Here is a 17915-nt window from a genome sequence, read left to right on the forward strand (position 1 = left end):
TAACGGTGCCCGACCTCTAGGCACGGGCCAGTACGGTGTTACCTTAAAGTCGTAGAGCCTCTTTCATTCCGGTGGGTGGACGGCCTATAAGGCCGCGCTTCCCACGCTCACACCTTGGCGCGATTCCTTACGAGACCACGCATGGCCGGACATTCCCAATTCAAGAACATCATGCACCGCAAGGGGCGGCAGGATGCCCAGAAGTCGAAACTGTTCGGCAAGCTGGCGCGGGAAATCACCGTCGCCGCCAAGCTCGGCACGCCCGACCCCGCCATGAACCCGCGCCTGCGCGCCGCCGTGATCGCCGCGCGGCAGGAGAACATGCCGAAGGACAATATCGAGCGCGCCATCAAGAAGGCGCTCGGCAGCGACGGCGAGAACTATGACGAGATCCGCTACGAGGGTTATGGCCCCGGCGGCGTCGCCGTCATCGTCGAGGCACTGACCGACAACCGCAACCGCGCCGCGTCCGACATCCGCTCCTTCTTCACCAAGTCCGGCGGCAATCTCGGCGAAACCGGCTCGGTGTCCTTCATGTTCGACCGCACCGGCATCATCGAATACGACCGCAGCGTCGCCTCCGACGATGCGGTGCTGGATGCCGCAATCGAAGCCGGCGCAGACGACGTCGTTTCCGGCGAGGGCGGCCATGAGATCTACGCCTCGACCGAAAGCTATCGCGATGTCGCCAAGGCGCTGGAAGCCAAGTTCGGCGAGCCGCGCAAGGCCGCGCTGATCTGGAAGCCGCAGAACACGGTCGCCGTGGACGACGAGACCGGCGAGAAGCTGCTCAAGCTGATGGACCTGCTCAACGAGCACGACGACGTCCAGAACGTCTACGCCAATTTCGAGGTGTCGGACACGCTTGTTGCGAAGATGGGCGGGTAGGGCTCGCGTGTCCCGGACGCGGCGCAGCGCGAAGCGGTGCGACGCGGAGCCGGGACCCACAGCGCCGTGCGCGCTGGAGGCAACATGGGCCCCGGTTCAGCCGCGCATCACTTCGTGCTGCGCTGCGCCCGGGGCATGAGACCCCACTTCCCCTGTTACTTCCGTTCTGTTTCTGTTTCGCATCCCGCGGCCAGCCGCTATCACTGGCCCATGACTGCGCTCCCGATTCGTGGCCCCGTTCGCATCATCGGCATCGACCCCGGCCTGCGCCGCACCGGCTGGGGCGTGATCGAGGCCGAGGGCAATCGCCTGATCTACGTCGCCTGCGGCTCGGTGGAACCGCCGGACGACCTGCCGCTGTCGGGCCGGCTGCTCGCGATCCATGAAGGGCTCGCGGCCGTTTTGTCCAATCACCAGCCGATGGAAGCCGCGGTCGAGCAGACCTTCGTCAACAAGGACGGTGTCGCGACGCTGAAGCTCGGCCAGGCCCGCGGCGTCGCCATGCTGGCGCCCGCAATGTTCGGCATCTCTGTCGCCGAATACGCGCCGAACCAGGTCAAGAAGACGGTGGTCGGCGCCGGCCACGCCGACAAGCAACAGATCGCGATGATGCTGAAGATATTGCTGCCGAAAGCCGAGCCGCCGTCCGCCGACGCTGCCGACGCGCTCGCCATCGCCATCACCCACGCCCATCACCGCCAGAGCACGGCGCTCCGGCTGAAGGTGGTGGGGATATGATCGGCAAGCTCAAGGGCCTGATCGATTCCTACGGCGAGGATTTTGTCATCCTCGACGTCGGCGGCGTCGGCTACCAGGTGCACTGCTCGTCGCGCACCTTGCAGCATCTACCGTCGCCCGGCGAAGCGGCCGTGCTGTCGATCGAGACCTATGTCCGCGAGGATCAGATAAAACTGTTCGGCTTCCGCACCGACCAGGAGCGCGAATGGTTTCGTCTGCTCCAAACCGTGCAGGGCGTCGGCGCCAAGGTCGCGCTCGCGGTGCTCGGCACGTTACAGCCTTCCGATCTCGCCAACGCGATCGCGCTGCGCGACAAGGCCGCGGTGTCGCGCACGCCCGGCGTCGGCCCCAAGGTCGCCGAGCGCATCGTCACCGAATTGAAGGACAAGGCGCCGGCCTTCGCCAATGTCGATCCGCACGTGGTGCATCTTGCCGGCGCCGTCGACGACCAGCGCGCGCCACGCCCGGTGGCGGATGCGATCTCCGCGCTGGTCAATCTCGGCTATGGCCAGCCGCAGGCCGCCGCGGCGATTGCCTCGGCCTCGCGCAGTGCGGGTGAGAACGCCGAGACGGCGCAGCTCATTCGCCTCGGCCTGAAGGAGCTTGCGAAGTGAGCGCGTCGATGGTCAGTCTCGTAGGGTGGGCAAAGCGCAGCGTGCCCACCACTTTCGGAGCGATTGGAGAGATATGGTGGGCACGGCGCGAAGAGCGCCTTTGCCCACCCTACGAGGAGTTCGCTGAGTGAGCGATCCCAAGGCCAGCCGCATGGTCTCGCCCGAGCGCCGCAGCGATGATGTCGGCGACACCGCGCTGCGTCCGCAGTCGCTGACCGATTTCGTCGGCCAGCAGCAGGCGCGCAAGAACCTCTCGATCTTCATCGAGGCGGCGCGCAAGCGCGGCGAGGCGCTGGATCATGTGTTGTTCGTAGGTCCCCCGGGCCTCGGCAAGACCACGCTGGCGCAGATCGTGGCGAAAGAGCTCGGCGTCGGCTTTCGCGCCACGTCGGGTCCCGTCATCGCCAAGGCCGGCGATCTCGCCGCGCTCCTCACCAATCTCGAAGAGCGTGACGTGCTCTTCATCGACGAGATCCATCGCCTCAGCCCGGCGGTGGAGGAAGTGCTTTATCCTGCGATGGAGGATTTCCAGCTCGACCTCATCATCGGCGAGGGCCCGGCGGCGCGCTCGGTGAAGATCGAGCTGTCGAAATTCACCCTCGTCGGCGCCACCACGCGCGCCGGCCTGCTCACCAATCCCTTGCGCGATCGCTTCGGCATCCCGGTCCGGCTCAATTTCTACACCATTGAAGAACTCGAGAGCATCGTCAGCCGCGGCGCGCGCGTGCTCAATGTCGGCATGAGCGCGGACGGCGCCAACGAGATCGCGCGCCGCGCCCGCGGCACGCCGCGCATCGCCGGGCGCCTGCTCCGCCGTGTGCGCGATTTCGCTTCGGCTGCCGATGCCGACAAGATCGACCGCAAGATCGCTGACCACGCGCTGAGCGCGCTCGAGGTCGATGCCGCAGGGCTTGACGCCATGGACCGCCGCTATCTCTCGACCATCGCGCTCAACTATGGCGGCGGCCCGGTCGGCGTCGAGACCATGGCCGCGGCCTTGTCGGAGCCGCGCGATGCCATCGAGGACATCATCGAGCCTTATCTGATCCAGTGCGGCTATCTGCAGCGCACGCCCCGCGGCCGCCTGCTGACCTCGCACGCCTTCCGCCATCTCGGCATCGCCGAACCCTCGCGCGATGCGGCGGCGCAGTTCGGCCTGTTCGGCACGGATGACGGCGACGAGTGAGCTGCTGAAACATTCGCCGTTCCGGCTTTGATGAATTTTCGGTAATCTCGTGCAGACGATCTGCACGAGCGCACCCCAATTCCGCTCCAATCGGATATCATCAAGACGCCGCATCACCATCGGGCTTCCATGATCACGCGCCGTCATCTCATCCGTTCCATCGGCGGCCTTTCCGCCCTCGGCGTCTCGACCGCGGCCTATGGCGTCGGCGTCGAGCCGATGCTGCGGCTCCGCGTCACCCGCTATCATCCGACGCCGCGGCAATGGCCGGCGGATCTTCCGCTGAAGATCGCCGTCATCGCCGACATCCACGCCTGCGACCCCTGGATGCCGCTGGACCGGATCGCGGCCATTGTCGACCGCACCAACGCGCTGAACGCCGACCTCATCGTGCTGCTCGGCGATTATGTCGCCGGCCTGCATCAGGTCACGCGCTTCATTCCGTCGAGCGAATGGGCGAGGGTGCTCGCTGGCCTCAAGGCGCCGCTCGGCGTCCACGCCGTCATGGGCAACCACGACTATTGGGATGACAGGACGGTGCAGCGGGCCGGGCAGGGGGCGACCGTCGCGCATCGTGCGCTGGAGGCGGCCGGCATCCCCGTCTACGAGAACGATGTCGTGCGCCTTACTAAGGACGGCCGTCCGTTCTGGCTCGCCGGCCTCGGCGATCAGCTCGCCTTCCTGCCGGCGCGCCGGTTTCGGAGCATGGTGCGCTTCGGTGCCGACGATCTCAATGCGACGCTCGCCAAGGTCACGGACGATGCGCCCATCATCCTGCTCGCGCATGAGCCCAACATCGCGCCGCGCGTGCCCGCGCGCGTCGCGCTGCAACTGTCCGGCCACACCCATGGCGGTCAGGTCCGCCTGCTCGGCTGGTCCCCCGCGGTTCCGCCGCAGCAAGGCGTCCGCCTCGCCTATGGTCATGTCAGGCTGAAATGCGACGTCATCATCTCCGGCGGCCTCGGTTGCAGCATCATGCCGCTCCGCGTCGGCGTGCCGCCGGAGATCGTCGAGGTGACGCTGGGGCGGGCGCCGGTGGTGGCGTAGCTGTCAAATTTCGAGCGAGCATCTGGGCACCCGCCAAAGGCTGCGCTATATTGATGGCATGAGTTCTGCCATCGAGAAAGCTGTCGAAGCACTTGAGCTGTTGCCTGAGGACATGCAGGAGTCGGCGGCTGATTATCTGTTGTCCCAAGCCAGGAAGTTTCGAGCACTCAAAGACGCGATCGACGAAGGGATGGCGGACGTAGACGCTGGGCGCGTGGTCCCGTGGGACCTCGACGAGTTTCTCAAGCTAACTCGGACCAAACGGTAGGAGGTGGCGTGCAGGTTGTTCTGTCCTTGCGCGCTCGCACAGACCTACTTGACATCCATTCATATCTCGCCGAGCGCAGTCCGGCTGCAGCAGATCGATTGGCTGCACGATTCTCGGAGCGGTTCGACGAGCTACAAAAAATTCCCGTTTCTGGGGCCGGATCGGAGTGAGTTGAGGGAAACGCTTCGGGGCTTGTCGATTGATGGTTATGTTGCCTTTTACGTCGTCCAGACGGATCGCATCGTCATTGTGCGGGTGCTGGATGGACGTCGAGACATGAAGCGAGAGTTTTCGAAATGACAGCCCATCTCGACGGCGAGATCCGCGACGGCCGCCACCACATGCAGGTCCGCGTCTACTACGAGGACACGGATTTTTCCGGCATCGTCTATCACGCCAATTACCTGCGCTACATGGAGCGCGGGCGCACCAATCATCTCAGGCTGATGGGCGCCGAGCAGCAGGCGCTGTTCGAGGAGACCGAGACGGAAGGTGCCGGCTTCGCCTTCGTGGTGCGCTCGATGCATCTGGACTTTCTGAAGCCCGCGAGAATGGACGACGTGCTCGATGTTGTGACCTGGCCGATCGCGGTGAAGGGGGCCTCCATCATGCTGGCGCAGGAGGTGCGGCGCGGCGACGACGTGCTGGTGAAAGCCGAGGTCCGTGTTGCCTTCATCAGCGGCGGTCGCGCCCAGCCTATCCCGAAGTCGATCCGCACTCTGATGAAAGCCGATTTGATTTCGTGATCACCCGATAAGTGATCGCCTGATTTGTGATGGCCTATCGACTCCGCCAGCTGCGGCGATAAATTCGCGGCCCCGATCAACCGATGAGGCCATCATGTCGCGCCCGCCGCTTCCACCCTTCACCCGCGAGACCGCAGCGCAAAAGGCCCGCATGGCCGAGGACGCCTGGAATTCACGCGATCCGGTGCGGGTCTCGCTCGCCTATACCGAGGACAGCCGCTGGCGCAATCGTTCGGACGTTTTTCAGGGCCGCGAGGCCATCGTCGCCTTCCTCACCCGCAAATGGGAGAAGGAGCAGGACTACCGGCTGATCAAGGACCTCTGGGCCTTCGACGGCAACCGCATCGCCGTGCGCTTCCAGTACGAATGGCACGATGCTGGCGGCCAGTGGTATCGCTCCTACGGCAACGAGCAGTGGGAGTTCGACGAGCACGGCCTGATGAAGCGGCGCGAGGCCTCGATCAACGACATCGCGATTGCGGAGAAGGACCGCCGGCTTCACTGGGCGGCGCCGGGCCCGCGGCCGGCCGATGTGCCGGGGTTGGGAAGTGAGCCGTTCTGAACTGCTTCCTCTCCCTCTCCCCGTTCTTACGGAGAGAGGGTCGGGGCGCAATCCGACCTCTCCCCGCAAGCGGGGCGAGGTGAGATCACCGCCTCGCCAGAAACCGCGTGATCGCGCCGCCGAGCTTCGCGCTGTCCATCGGCTCCGCCAGCGACGCCCTTGCTGTGGCAACGGCATCCTCCGGCACCTTGCCGTCGCGCAGATCGCAACACACTTGCGCAAACGCCACGTCGAATTCCGGATGCGGCTGCACTGTCAGCGTCGTGCCGTTGGCGTAGAGCAGGCCGGCATGCGGGGTGAAGTCGGAGGAGAGGATCGTCAGCGCGTCGTTTGGCGGCTCGATCACCTGGTCCTGATGTGAGGCGGCGATCGCGACCGCGTCGCCTTCGACGACTCCATTCTCCGGCAGCACCTGATAGACGTGGCGGCCGATGCCCCAGCCCTTCTCGGACTTGCGCACGGTGCCGCCGAGCGCCTGCGCGATCAGCTGATGGCCGAAGCAGACGCCGACCATCGGTGTCTTGTTGGTGTAGGCTTTGCGGACAAAGTCCTCCAGCGGCACCATCCAGTCCACTTCGTCATAGACGCCGGCGGCGGCGCCGGTAATCAGGACGGCCTCCAGCTTGCGCGGGTCGGGGAGCGCATCGCCATTCGGGATGCTGACGACGTCGACCGTGGCTGTGGGGTCCTCGGTGCGGATCATCCGTTCGAACATGTCCGGAAACGAGCCGTGGCGCTCGCGATATTTTTGAGGAACGAGCCCAGTCTCGATGATCGTGATGCGTGCCATGTGCCTCCCAGCCGAAAGGTTACGCGTGCGGTCGCAAGCTCAGCTGCTTTCTGCACCATGTTGCTGGTGCGGCGCTGTGCGCTCCAGCAGCGCGCTTTCCTTGCGGACCTCGTTGAGAAAGGCCTTGGCCAGACGCGACAGCGGCTCGGCTTCCGACCATAGCATATAGGCGACCGCCTGCGTCGTCGGTGTGAACGGACGGACGACGAGGCCGCTGCCGCCGTTCTGCCGCGGCGAGAAGGGATCGACCACCGCGGCGCCGACGCCGGCAGCCGCGAGCACGCAGGCCGTGTTGCAGTAGCGCACCTCGACCGTCGGCTGGAATGGCGCGCCGGCCCGGGCAAAGCTGTCGCGCACGGCTTCGCCCAGCCGCGTACCGCGCTCGAGCCCGATGAAGGGCAGGCCGGAGAGATCAGCGGCCGAGATCACCGGCCGTTCGGCGAGCGGATGCTGCGGCGGCAGCACGCACACCATCTCGCCGGTATGCACCACCTCATGCGCGATGCCGGGATGATGCGTCAGCCCGAGCGCGAAGCCGAGCTCGGCGACGCGGCTCAGCACACCCTCGATGATGCCCTCGTAGCGGCGCACGTCGAAGAACATGCGCGTCTCCGGGCGGCAGCGCAGGAACCCTGACAGCGCCGAGGGAATGATGCTGTAGGCGAGCGGCGGCGTCGCCACGATGGCGAGATGCCCGGAGCGGTTCTCGCGCAGATCGCGCACGCGGTTCTCGAGCTTGGCGTGCAGCGCGAAGATCGCCTCGCTCTCCTTGTAGAGCGCCATCGCTTCGGCGGTCGGAAACAGCCGGTTGTTGACGCGCTCGAACAGCGCGAAGCCCGCCTGCGCTTCCATCGTCTTCAGCGCATTGCTGACCGCGGGCTGCGACAGCGCCAGTTCGTCCGCCGCCGCCACCGTGGTGCGGTGGCGGATGACGGCACGCAGGATCTCGAGCTGACGCAGGTTCATATCACTGCCGATTATACTCAGGGCCAAAACATCATAGCAAAGCGAATTGATTTTGCAGCACCGCTTCAGCGTAATGGCAGCGGATTTGCGCGTCGCATCAAAGGGTTCATTCGCCCATTGAGGCAGCACTGCGCACAGATTGGAGGCAGTCTTGGTTCGTGTCCTTCGCGCCGCCGCCGCTCAGATGGGGCCGACGCAAAAAGCCGATACGCGCGAGCATACGCTGGCGCGGATGCTCGACATGCTGGAGGAGGCGGCGGGCCGTGGCGCGAGCCTCGTGGTGTTTCCCGAACTTGCCTTCACCACCTTCTTTCCGCGCTGGCTGCTCGAGGGCGAGGCGCTCGACCGGTATTTCGAGCGCAGCATGCCGAACCCGGCGGTGGCAAAGCTGTTCGACCGCGCACGTGCGCTCCGCGTCGGCTTCTATGTCGGCTATGCCGAGCTGACGCCGGACGGCCGCCGCTACAATTGCGCGATCCTGGTCGATCGCGACGGCGAGATCCTCGGCCGCTATCGCAAGGTGCACCTGCCGGGCTCGGTCGAGCCGCGGCCGGGCGCGCGCTACCAGCAGCTCGAGAAACGCTATTTCGAATATGGCGACCTCGGCTTTCCCGCCTTCCGCACCGGCTCGTCCTGGGCCCATGCCATCATGGGCATGATGATCTGCAACGATCGCCGCTGGCCGGAATCCTGGCGCGTGCTCGGTCTGCAAGGCGTCGAGCTCGTCTGCATCGGCTACAATTCGGCGGCCTACGATCCCAATGGCGGCACGACGGAAGATGGAGCCTTGCGCACCTTCCACTCGACGCTGGTGACGCAGGCCAACGCCTACATGAACGCGACCTGGGCGATCTCGGTGGCGAAGGCGGGCGAGGAGGATGGCTCCGGGCTGATCGGCGGCTCCTGCATCGTCGATCCCAACGGGCGCATCGTCGCACAGGCGCAGACACTGGCTGACGAGGTGATCGTCGCCGACATCGATCTCGATCTCTGCCGCCAGGGCAAGGACAAGATGTTCAACTTCGCCGCCCACCGGCGGCCGGAGCAATACAGGGTGATCACCGAACGCGCCGGCGTGATCGAGCCGGCCGTTCTCGACGCCGACTGAGCAGGTGGCACGGCGCTGGCAAAGGAGCTGACATGGGCAAAGGAGCTGACATGACGCGCCTCTCATTTTCTCTCGCTGTTGCTACGCTGGCTGCGGTGACCTGCGCGCGAGCCGCCGAGCTTCCGGCGGAGATCAAGCAGACTGGCGCGCTAAAACTCACGGTCAACTCCACTTACGCGCCGATGGAATATCGCGATCCCGCGAGCAACGAGCTGGTCGGGCTCGACATCGATCTTGCAAACGAGCTCGCCAAGCGGCTGGGCGGCCTCAAGATCGTCTGGAGCGAGACGCCGTTCGCCGAGCTGATCCCCGCGCTCCAGACCAAGCGCGCCGACTTCATCATCTCCGGCATCTCCGATCGCGCCTCGCGGCGCGAGACTGCAGATTTCGTCGATTACCTCGCGACCGGTCCGCAGTTCTTCGTGATGGCGGACAACGCGGCCAAGGACGCGAGCGATCTCTGCGGCAAGAAGGTCGGCACCACCCGCAGCACCAGCTTCCCGGTCGAGATCGAGAAGTGGAGCAAGCAGAATTGCGAGCCGGCCGGCAAGCCCGCGATCCAGTACGTTCCGGGCGAGAACTCGATCGACGTGCGCAACCAGCTCAAGCAGGGCCGCATCGACGCCGCCGTGCAGGGCAGCGAGACGCTGCCCTATGCGCAGACGCAGGAGCCCGGCAAATACCGCGTGGTCGGCGAACCCTTTGCAAAAGGCTATCAGGGCATCATGTTCCGCAAGGACGATGCGGCCTTGCGCGAGGTGGTGACGGAGAAGCTCGCGGCGATGATCGCCGACGGCTCGTACAAGGCCATCCTCGACAAATGGGGTCTCGGCGCCAACGCGGTGGCCCAGCCCATGCTGAACGCGGCGCCGCAATGAAGCCGGCGCCGGCACTCGCGGAGGGATTTCCCGATCTGTCGGGCCTGCGGATCGCGCGCGAGCCGCACTGGTTTCGCTGGATCAGTGCGGGCCTGATCGTCCTCGTGCTGGCGGCGATCGCGCGCGCCTTTGCGAACGGCCAGATCGAATGGTCCTATGTCGGCCGCTTCCTGACCGCAAAGGTCATCCTCGAAGGCATCGTCAACACCATGGTGATGGCGGTGCTGGCGATGGCGCTCGGCATCTTTCTCGGCATCGTCGTCGCGATCATGCGGCTGTCGCCCAATCCAGTGCTGAAATCGGTGGCCGCCGGCTACACCTGGCTGTTCCGTGGCACCCCGCTGATCCTGCAATTGCTGCTGTGGTTCAACCTCGCACTGGTGTTTCCGACCATCGGCATTCCCGGCCTGTGGAGCGCGCGCGCCGTCGACGTCATGACGCCGTTCCTCGCCGCATTGCTCGGGCTCGGCATCAACCAGGGCGCCTACACCTCGGAAGTGATGCGTGCCGGCATGCTGTCGGTCGACATCGGACAGTACGAGGCGGCGCAGGCGATCGGCATGGGACGGCTGCGCGCGCTGCGCCGGATCGTGCTGCCGCAGGCGATGCGCGTGGTGATCCCGCCACTCGGCAACGAGTTCATCAGCATGGTGAAGGCGACTTCGCTCGCGAGCGTGATCCAGTATCCCGAACTGCTGCATAATGCCGAGAACATCTACTACGCCAACTCCCGCGTCATCGAGCTGCTCATTGTCGCGGGGCTCTGGTACCTGCTCGTGGTCTCGATCCTGACGCCGCTCCAGATGCTGCTCGAACGCCGCTTTGCACGCGGCACATTGCGGCTGGCGCGATGACAAAACCCCTCGTCGCGATCCGCTCCGTCAGCAAGAACTTTGGAGAGTTCCAGGCTCTCAAGAACGTCTCGCTCGACGTTCGGCCCGGCGAGGTGATGTGCCTGATCGGTGCCTCCGGCTCGGGCAAGACCACGCTGCTCCGCTGCATCAACCAGCTCGCCACGATCGATGCCGGCGGCATCTGGCTCGACGGCGAGCTGCTGGGCGTGCGCGAGCACGGCGGACGGCTCCATCGACTCAGCGAACGGGAGATCGGGCGGCAGCGGCTGAAGACCGGCATGGTGTTCCAGCGCTTCAACCTGTTTCCGCACAAGACTGCGCTGGAGAACATCACGGAAGGTCCGACCCAAGTGCAGGGGCGCAAGCTAGATGAGGTGCGCACTGAAGCGCTCGAGCTGCTCCGTCGCGTCGGCTTGTCGGCCAAGGCGGACTGGTATCCTGCGCAGCTCTCCGGCGGCCAGCAGCAGCGCGTCGCCATCGCGCGGGCGCTCGCCATGAAGCCGATGTTGATGCTGTTCGACGAGCCCACCAGCGCACTCGATCCCGAGCTCGTCGGCGAGGTGCTCGCGGTCATGAAGGAGCTGGCGCGAAGCGGCATGACCATGATGGTGGTGACGCACGAGCTCGGCTTTGCGCGCGAGGTCGCCGACCGCGTCGTCTACATGGACCAGGGCGCGATCGTCGAGCAGGGGCGCGCCTCGGACGTTCTGGGTGCGCCGCGCGAGGAGCGCACCAAGGCATTTCTTTCGGCAGTGATCTGACATGGGGGCGTGGTGATGAAGAGACTTTTGGTTGCGGCGGCGTTCCTGGGCGCCATGAACGTATCGGTGATGGCGATCGAGCTGCCACCTGAGATCGTCAAGCGTGGCAGTCTCAAGGTGGCGCTGGTACCGAACTATCCGCCGATGGAATTCCGCGATCCCGCCACCAACGCGCTGTCCGGCTTCGATGTCGAGTTCGGTGAGGCGATCGGCCGCAAGCTCGGCGTCAAGATCGAATGGCAGGAGACCAGTTTCGCCGAGTTCATGCCGTCGATCGCGACGGGGCGGGCGGACGCGATCCTGTCGGGCTTCACCGACTATGCGAGCCGGCATGAGACCGCGACCTTCGTCGACTATCTTCGCAGCGGTCCGCGCTTCTTCGTTCAGCAGTCGCGCGCCGCGGAGTTCAAGGAGGCTGTCGCGCTCTGCGGCAAGAAGGTCGGCGCCAGCCGCCGCACCATGTTCCCGGCCCAGATCGCGGCCTGGAGCGAGAAGAACTGCGGCAGCAATCCGATTCAGTTCGTCGGCACCGACGGTTCGGCGGATGCCCGCACCCAGCTCAGGCAGGGACGTATCGATGCCGCCGTGCAGGGTGACGAGACGCTGCCCTACATCATGGATCAGGAGCCCGGCACCTATGTGCCGGTCGGCCAGACCCTTGCGCAGCAATTCACCGGCATTGCCCTGCCGGTGAAGGAAAAGGTGCTGCATCAGGCGATGCTGGAGGCCGTCGATGCGCTGATCGCCGACGGCACTTACAAGACCCTGCTGGCGAAGTGGAAATTGAGCGACAACGCAATCGAGAAGGCGACCATCAATGCTGGACAGTAAGGCACTCCAGAGCATCCCGCTGGTTCCGGCCAACACCGCGGATCCCGCGCCTGACTATCCCTGGCCGAAGCCGTACACATCCGCGATGTTCCTGTCCTTCGACGTGGACGCCGAGAGCGCCTGGACCAGCAAGGACGCAGGTCATGCGCAGCGGCTCATCACCATGAGCTATGGCGGCTATGAGGCGCGCGTCGGCACGCCGAAGCTGCTTGAGCTGCTCGACCAGCTCGATCTCAAGGCGACGTTCTTCGTCACGGGATGGTCGGTCGACGCGCATCCGGCGATGGCCGAATCCATCCTGAAGGCCGGCCACGAGATCGGCCATCATGGTTATCACCATCTCTTGCCAGATCCCGGCGATCCCTGGATCGAGGACGAGCTGGAGCGCGGCTTCGAGGCGCTGAAGCGCCGGCTCGGCGTCAAGCCGACCGGCTATCGCGCGCCTTACGGCGAGTTCACCGAGGAGCTGCGCGTCGCGCTGGTGCGGCATGGCATCGTCTATACGTCCTCGTTCCGCGACGACGTCAGGCCCTATCGCCATCGTCTCGCCGACGGCAAGCCCGGCACGATCGAGCTGCCGGTCACCGCGAGCTATGACGACTGGATGCACGGCCTGTCAGCACGCTTCAGCCCGCGCTCGATCTTCCCGAGGGAGCATGTGCTTTCGCTGTGGAAGGACGAGCTGGACGAAGTCCGCGACTGGGGCGCGATGGTGACGACGGTGCTGCATCCGCAATGCAGCGGCCGTCCGATGCGGCTGCGCCTGCTGCGCGAGTTTCTCACCTACGCGAAGTCGTGCCCCGACGTCTGGATCGCCACGGGCGAGAAGATCGCGGAAAACTTTCTGCGCCACGAGGCCGGTAATCGCTGAGCAGCACCATGACTCGCATCCTCGTCATCAACCCCAACTCCTCGGCGTCGGTGACGGCGGCGATCGACGACGCGGTGGCGCCGCTGCGGATCGCCGGCGGGCCTGACGTCGAGGTGGTCGGCCTTGCCGAAGGGCCGCCGAGCATCAGCTCGCAGCGCGATGCCGACAGCGTCGTCATGCCGCTGGTGAACCGCGTGTCGCGCGACGATGCGGATGCGTTCGTGCTCGCCTGCTTCAGCGATCCCGGCCTGCATGCCGTGCGCGAGGCCGCCGGTGGACGCCCGGTCATGGGCATTGCCGAATGCGGCATCTTCCGCGCGCTGATGCTGGGCGAGCGCTTCGGCGTGATCGCACTGTCGCCGTCGAGCATCCGCCGCCAGCAGCGCATGGTGCGAGTGATGGGCGTCGATGGTCGCTATGCCGGAAGCTGGTCGGTCGGCGCCAGCGCGGCGGAGACGGCGGGCGCAGACATCCGCGGCCGCTTGATCGACGCCGGCCGCGCGTTGGTCACGCAATGCCGCGCCGATGTCGTGGTGATGGGCTGCGCCGGCATGGCGTCGCACCGCGCGGCCATCGCGGAGGCGATCGGCGTGCCGGTGGTCGAGCCGGCGCAACAGGCGGTGGCTGCGGCCATCGGCGCGGTTTTGTTGAACACGTAATATCCTTCAGGAGCCTCTCGTCATGTCCATCTCCCGCCGTTCGCTCCTCAAGGCTGGCGCAGCGCTCCCGGCGTTGTCGCTGCCGGGCATCGTCCGTGCTGAATCCCAATCCACGCTGCGCTTCATCCCGGTCATCGATCTCGCCTTCGTCGATCCCATCTATTCGACCGCGCAGGTGTCGCGAAACCACGGCTTCATGGTCTACGACACGCTCTACGGCATGAGCTCCTCGCTCCAGGTCTCGCCGCAGATGCTGTCGGGCCACGCCATCTCCGGCGACCAGCTGCAGTGGGACCTTACACTTCGCGAAGGCCTGTTCTGGCACGACGGCGAGCGCGTTCTCGCCCGCGACTGCGTCGCCAGCATCCGCCGCTGGGCCGCGCGCGACGGCTTTGGCGGCGAGCTGCTGGAGGCGACGGCCGAGCTCTCGGCCGCCGACGACCGCACCATCCGCTTTCGCCTCAAGCGTCCGTTCCCGTTGCTGCCGCACGCGCTCGGCAAGGCCGCGATCAATGCCTGCTTCATGATGCCGGAGAGGCTGGCGAGCCAGGATCCGTTCAAGCCGCTCACCGAGGTCATCGGCAGCGGTCCGTTCCGCTATCTCGCCGACGAGCGCGTGCAGGGCGCGCGCAACGCCTATGCCAAGTTCGAGCGCTACCAGCCGCGCACCGACGGCAAGCCGGATTGGACCGCGGGGCCGAAGATCGTGCACTACGACCGCGTGGTCTGGACCACCACGCCCGATGCCGGCACCGGCGTCGCCGCGCTCCAGACCGGCGAGCAGGACTGGCAGGAGACCACGCCGCATGATCTGCTCCCGGTGATCAAGGCCGCCGGCGACATCGAGACCCGCGTTCTCGACCCCAGAGGCTACGCCTGCATGTTGCGCCTCAATCACCTCCAGCCGCCGTTCGACAATCCCGCGATCCGCCGCGCGCTGCTGGGCGCGATCGACCAGTCCGCGTTCATGACCGCGGTTGCCGGCGTCGATCCCGCCTTCCAGGTCTCGCCGATCGGCTATTTCGCACCCGGCACGCCGATGGCGAGCGACGTCGGCCTCGACGTCTTCCGCGGCCCGCGCAACTACGACAAGGTCAAGGCCGACCTCAAGGCCGCCGGCTACAATGGCGAGAAGATCGTGCTGCTCGTCCCCACCAACTCGCTGGCGCAGAAACCGCTCGGCGAGATCGCGGTCGACTCATTGCGCAAGGCCGGCATGAACGTCGAATATGCCGGGCTCGATTTTGCCGTGGTGTTGCAGCGCCAGCTGAAGAAGGACCCGATCGGGCAGGGCGGCTGGAGTGCGGCGGTCGGCAACTGGCAGGGCATCGACTGGCTCAACCCGGCCGGCAACACCAACATCCGCGGCGAAGGCAAGGTCGCCGGCTGGTATGCGAGCACGAAGATGGGCGCGTTGCGCAGCCAATGGCTGGCGGCGTCCGAGCTCGCCGAGCAGCAGCGTATCTGCCGCGAGATCCAGGCAGTCGCGTTCGAGGAAATCCCCTATATTCCGATCGGCCTGTACAAGCAGCCGACCGCCTATCGCAAGGCCATCACCGGCATTCTCGACGGCACCGCCGTCTTCTGGAACGTGCGACCCGCATGAGCACCACAGCCATCTTCGGCAGCTACGTGCTGTCACGGAAAGACGGCGCGCAGGATGTGCTGCGCGACCACTGGGTCCTGGTCGAAGGCAACAAGATCGCCGCGATCATGCGCGACAGGCCGCGCGCCGATGCGGTCTATGACCGGCCCGGCCGGTTCATCCTGCCGGGCCTGTTGAACCTGCACAATCACTGCTTCTCGGAGGCGGTCGCGCGCAGCCACACCGAGGACGGCAATGGCCGCAAGAATAATCAAAGCATCGTCTACACGGTGCTGCTGCCGCTCACCAAGCGCGGCGCCGATATCCTGTCGGCGGAAGAACGGCTCGCGGTCGCGCGGCTCGGCATCCTCCAACTGCTCAAGGGCGGCGCCACCACGGTGATGGAGCCGTTCCGCAACTCGATCCCCGAGATGTTCGACGCAGCGGAAGAGATGGGCATCCGCTTCTATGGCGCGCCCTATCTGTTCTCCACGTCCGACGCCAAGGCCGGCCCGGACGGCGTGGTCCGCTATTCCGGCGATGACGGCGCCGCCGACATGGCGACATGGGATGCGCTCTATCAGCGCTGGAACAATCGCGGCGACGGCCGCATCAGTCTTGCGATGAGCCCGCATGCCACCGACACCTGCGGCCCGGATCTCCTGAAGGCCTGCGCCACGCGGGCGCGCGAGCTGGGTGTGCCCATCACCACGCACATGGCGCAGAGCCGCGCCGAGGTCGAGACCATCGGCAAGCGCTATGGCGGCCGTACCCCGGCGCAATATCTGGACTGGCTCGGCCTGCTCGCGCCCGATCTCATGGCGGCGCATTGCATGTTCAGCAGCGATGACGATCTCAAGCTGATGGCTTCCCGCGGCATGACCGTGCTGAACTGCCCGCGCGTGTTCGCGCGCGCCGGCATCACCGCGGCCTTCAGCCGCTTCGCCGCGCACGGCGTGCGCACCGTGATCGGCACCGACGGCTACAACATGGATCTGCTCGGCGAGCTCAATGCGGCATCGTTGATCTCCAAGATCACCTCGGCGCGCCCTGATGTCGCGAACTCGCCCGAGCTGATCGAGGCCAACACGGCGGTCGCGGCCGACGTCATCAAGCGGCCGGATCTCGGCCGCGTCGAGCCGGGCGCGACTGCAGATCTCACCGTCGTCGATCTCACCCATCCGCACCTGCAGCCGCTGTTCGATCCGCGCCGCGCACTGATCGCGCTCGCCAACCGCGCCAACATCGACCAGGTCATGGTCGACGGCCGCGTGCTGGTCGATGAGGGACGCTATCTCGGCGCGGATGAAGCCGCGATCACGGCGGCCGGCACGGCCGCGATCGGCAAGATCTGGGATCTGCCGGAGGCGCGGGCGGCGTTCAACGGCTGAGTGCCATAAGCGCCACCCTCTCCTCGTAGGGACACTCCCCGTGGGGAGACAGCCCTCTCCCGGCGCTACGCGCCGACCTCTCCCGCAAGCGGGAGAGGTTGCAGCGAGCTTGTAGCCGCACTGTTCAAACCCAAGCCCTAATCCTCGAGTTCCACCAGCGCCTTGCGCATGGTCTCGACCAGGTCTAGCGCAACTGGCGAAGGGCTGCGCTGCGCCGGAAACACCGCGGAGAATTCGAAGTCGATGCGCGGCAGGAAGCGGCGCACGACGACGCCGCGCGTTGCAAATTCCTGCGCCGTGAAGGGATCGCAGATCGCGACGCCAAGCCCTGACGACACCATGCCGCACATGATTTCCGACAGCGTGGTCTCGACCCTGAGCACGCGGCGGACATCGTGGCGATGGAAGACCTGGTCGACGAGATGCCGGCTCGACGATCCCGCCGACAGCGAGATGAAGGTCTCGCCCTCGAAATCGTGCGGCTCCAGCACCTCCTTCTCGGCCAGGCGATGACCGGTCGGCAGCACCGCGACGCGCGCCAGTGCCGGCAGCCGCTGGCTCGGCAGGCCGGAATGCGCGATCGGCACCTCGGCAAAGCCGATGTCGCATTGGTTGTTCAAGACCCAGTCGACCACGATCGGCGAGATCACGCCGAAGAAGGCGAGGTTGAGGTTGGGCCGCTCCATCAGGAAATTTCCGGCAAGGCGCGGCAAGTATCCGTTCGCCAGCGCCGGCAACGCGGCGATGCGCAGCGAGCCGGTGCGGCGGCCGCGGATTTCCTCGGCCGCTGCGGTGATGCGCTCGAGACCGACGAAGGAACGCTCGACCTCGGTATAGAGCGCCATCGCCGCGGCGGTCGGCACAAGGCCGGTGCCGCGGCGCTCGAACAGCTCCATCTTGAGCAGCGCCTGGAGGTCGCGCAGCAGCCGGCTCACCGCCGGCTGCGTCACCACCATCAGCTTCGCCGCCTCGGTGACGCTGCCGGTCAGCATCGTCGCCCGGAAGGCCTCAACCTGCCGCGAATTGATCCGCGCCATTCCAAATTCCATCCATAACATTTCGGCATGCAAAGGGTGCCATTATTCACTGGACGATGGAAGTATAGGTTGCGATCTTTTTCATCAGGACTGGAGACAGCCCGCTTTTTCGGCAGATTGGAGGGGTTCAAACCT

The 17915-nt window shown here is 65.8% G+C and carries 22 protein-coding genes; 19 read left to right on the forward strand and 3 right to left on the reverse strand.

Annotation, left to right across the window (positions count from 1 at the left end; genetic code table 11):
* Positions 1-141: 141 nt before the first annotated feature.
* The 10 genes from JQ566_RS11955 to JQ566_RS11995 all read left to right on the forward strand — a co-directional run bounded on the left by JQ566_RS11955 (position 142) and on the right by JQ566_RS11995 (position 6049).
* Complete coding sequence (locus JQ566_RS11955) at positions 142-888, forward strand: YebC/PmpR family DNA-binding transcriptional regulator (protein ID WP_212372427.1); 747 nt, start codon at positions 142-144, stop codon at positions 886-888.
* Between the two features lie 210 nt (positions 889-1098).
* Positions 1099-1626 carry a crossover junction endodeoxyribonuclease RuvC gene (gene ruvC, locus JQ566_RS11960; protein ID WP_212372428.1) on the forward strand — a complete coding sequence of 176 codons (528 nt, stop codon included), beginning with the start codon at positions 1099-1101 and terminating at the stop codon, positions 1624-1626.
* On the forward strand, positions 1623-2240 hold the full coding sequence (ruvA, locus tag JQ566_RS11965; RefSeq protein ID WP_212372429.1) for a Holliday junction branch migration protein RuvA: 618 nt from the start codon (positions 1623-1625) through the stop codon (positions 2238-2240). Before ruvC ends, ruvA begins: the two co-directional genes overlap by 4 nt.
* 127 nt (positions 2241-2367) lie before the next feature.
* Complete coding sequence (ruvB, locus tag JQ566_RS11970; RefSeq protein ID WP_349643318.1) at positions 2368-3426, forward strand: Holliday junction branch migration DNA helicase RuvB; 1059 nt, start codon at positions 2368-2370, stop codon at positions 3424-3426.
* A gap of 129 nt (positions 3427-3555) precedes the next feature.
* Positions 3556-4473 (forward strand): metallophosphoesterase, encoded by a 918-nt coding sequence (locus JQ566_RS11975; RefSeq protein ID WP_212372430.1) that lies wholly within the window; start codon positions 3556-3558, stop codon positions 4471-4473.
* 58 nt (positions 4474-4531) lie between these two features.
* Positions 4532-4741, forward strand: a complete 210-nt coding sequence (locus JQ566_RS11980) for a hypothetical protein (protein WP_212372431.1) — start codon at positions 4532-4534, stop codon at positions 4739-4741.
* Positions 4742-4749: 8 nt separating this feature from the next.
* Positions 4750-4911, forward strand: coding sequence for a type II toxin-antitoxin system RelE/ParE family toxin (locus tag JQ566_RS34840; protein WP_349643319.1), 162 nt, complete (start codon positions 4750-4752; stop codon positions 4909-4911).
* 22 nt (positions 4912-4933) lie between these two features.
* Positions 4934-5041, forward strand: coding sequence for a hypothetical protein (locus JQ566_RS34845; protein WP_283814338.1), 108 nt, complete (start codon positions 4934-4936; stop codon positions 5039-5041).
* A complete protein-coding gene (gene ybgC / locus JQ566_RS11990) occupies positions 5038-5487 on the forward strand; it encodes a tol-pal system-associated acyl-CoA thioesterase (protein ID WP_212372432.1) in 450 nt (149 codons plus the stop codon). Before JQ566_RS34845 ends, ybgC begins: the two co-directional genes overlap by 4 nt.
* A 94-nt stretch (positions 5488-5581) precedes the next feature.
* Positions 5582-6049: a nuclear transport factor 2 family protein gene (locus JQ566_RS11995; protein ID WP_212372433.1), complete on the forward strand. Its 468-nt coding sequence runs from the start codon at positions 5582-5584 to the stop codon at positions 6047-6049.
* An 85-nt stretch (positions 6050-6134) separates the two neighbouring features.
* On the opposite strand, the gene JQ566_RS12000 is transcribed toward JQ566_RS11995, so the two are convergent.
* Positions 6135-6839 (reverse strand): type 1 glutamine amidotransferase, encoded by a 705-nt coding sequence (locus tag JQ566_RS12000; protein WP_212372434.1) that lies wholly within the window; start codon positions 6837-6839, stop codon positions 6135-6137.
* A gap of 39 nt (positions 6840-6878) precedes the next feature.
* Positions 6879-7805 carry a LysR family transcriptional regulator gene (locus JQ566_RS12005; protein WP_212372435.1) on the reverse strand — a complete coding sequence of 309 codons (927 nt, stop codon included), beginning with the start codon at positions 7803-7805 and terminating at the stop codon, positions 6879-6881.
* Positions 7806-7956: 151 nt separating this feature from the next.
* On the opposite strand from JQ566_RS12005, the gene JQ566_RS12010 reads away from it, so the two are divergent.
* Genes JQ566_RS12010 through JQ566_RS12050 form a run of 9 tightly spaced genes read left to right on the forward strand, consistent with a single transcriptional unit; the run spans position 7957 to position 16743 of the window.
* A complete protein-coding gene (locus tag JQ566_RS12010; protein WP_212372436.1) occupies positions 7957-8913 on the forward strand; it encodes an N-carbamoyl-D-amino-acid hydrolase in 957 nt (318 codons plus the stop codon).
* Positions 8914-8963: 50 nt separating this feature from the next.
* Positions 8964-9791 carry an ABC transporter substrate-binding protein gene (locus tag JQ566_RS12015; protein WP_212372437.1) on the forward strand — a complete coding sequence of 276 codons (828 nt, stop codon included), beginning with the start codon at positions 8964-8966 and terminating at the stop codon, positions 9789-9791.
* The gene (locus JQ566_RS12020; RefSeq protein WP_212372438.1) at positions 9788-10645 is read left to right on the forward strand and encodes an amino acid ABC transporter permease; all 858 of its coding nucleotides are present in this window, start codon (positions 9788-9790) and stop codon (positions 10643-10645) included. The genes JQ566_RS12015 and JQ566_RS12020 overlap by 4 nt, the downstream gene beginning before the upstream one ends.
* A complete protein-coding gene (locus JQ566_RS12025) occupies positions 10642-11406 on the forward strand; it encodes an amino acid ABC transporter ATP-binding protein (RefSeq protein WP_212372439.1) in 765 nt (254 codons plus the stop codon). The genes JQ566_RS12020 and JQ566_RS12025 overlap by 4 nt, the downstream gene beginning before the upstream one ends.
* A 15-nt stretch (positions 11407-11421) precedes the next feature.
* On the forward strand, positions 11422-12237 hold the full coding sequence (locus JQ566_RS12030; RefSeq protein WP_212372440.1) for an ABC transporter substrate-binding protein: 816 nt from the start codon (positions 11422-11424) through the stop codon (positions 12235-12237).
* Complete coding sequence (locus JQ566_RS12035) at positions 12224-13108, forward strand: polysaccharide deacetylase family protein (RefSeq protein WP_212372441.1); 885 nt, start codon at positions 12224-12226, stop codon at positions 13106-13108. The genes JQ566_RS12030 and JQ566_RS12035 overlap by 14 nt, the downstream gene beginning before the upstream one ends.
* A gap of 8 nt (positions 13109-13116) precedes the next feature.
* Entirely contained in the window at positions 13117-13767 is a 651-nt protein-coding gene (locus JQ566_RS12040) for an aspartate/glutamate racemase family protein (protein WP_212372442.1), read from the forward strand.
* A gap of 22 nt (positions 13768-13789) precedes the next feature.
* Entirely contained in the window at positions 13790-15373 is a 1584-nt protein-coding gene (locus tag JQ566_RS12045; protein WP_212372443.1) for an ABC transporter substrate-binding protein, read from the forward strand.
* Positions 15370-16743, forward strand: coding sequence for an amidohydrolase family protein (locus JQ566_RS12050; protein WP_212372444.1), 1374 nt, complete (start codon positions 15370-15372; stop codon positions 16741-16743). The genes JQ566_RS12045 and JQ566_RS12050 overlap by 4 nt, the downstream gene beginning before the upstream one ends.
* A gap of 137 nt (positions 16744-16880) precedes the next feature.
* On the opposite strand, the gene JQ566_RS12055 is transcribed toward JQ566_RS12050, so the two are convergent.
* Entirely contained in the window at positions 16881-17780 is a 900-nt protein-coding gene (locus JQ566_RS12055; protein ID WP_212372445.1) for a LysR substrate-binding domain-containing protein, read from the reverse strand.
* Positions 17781-17915: the final 135 nt, after the last annotated feature.

It is taken from the genome of Bradyrhizobium sp. SZCCT0231 (assembly GCF_018130245.1).
GTDB lineage: Bacteria > Pseudomonadota > Alphaproteobacteria > Rhizobiales > Xanthobacteraceae > Bradyrhizobium > Bradyrhizobium japonicum_F.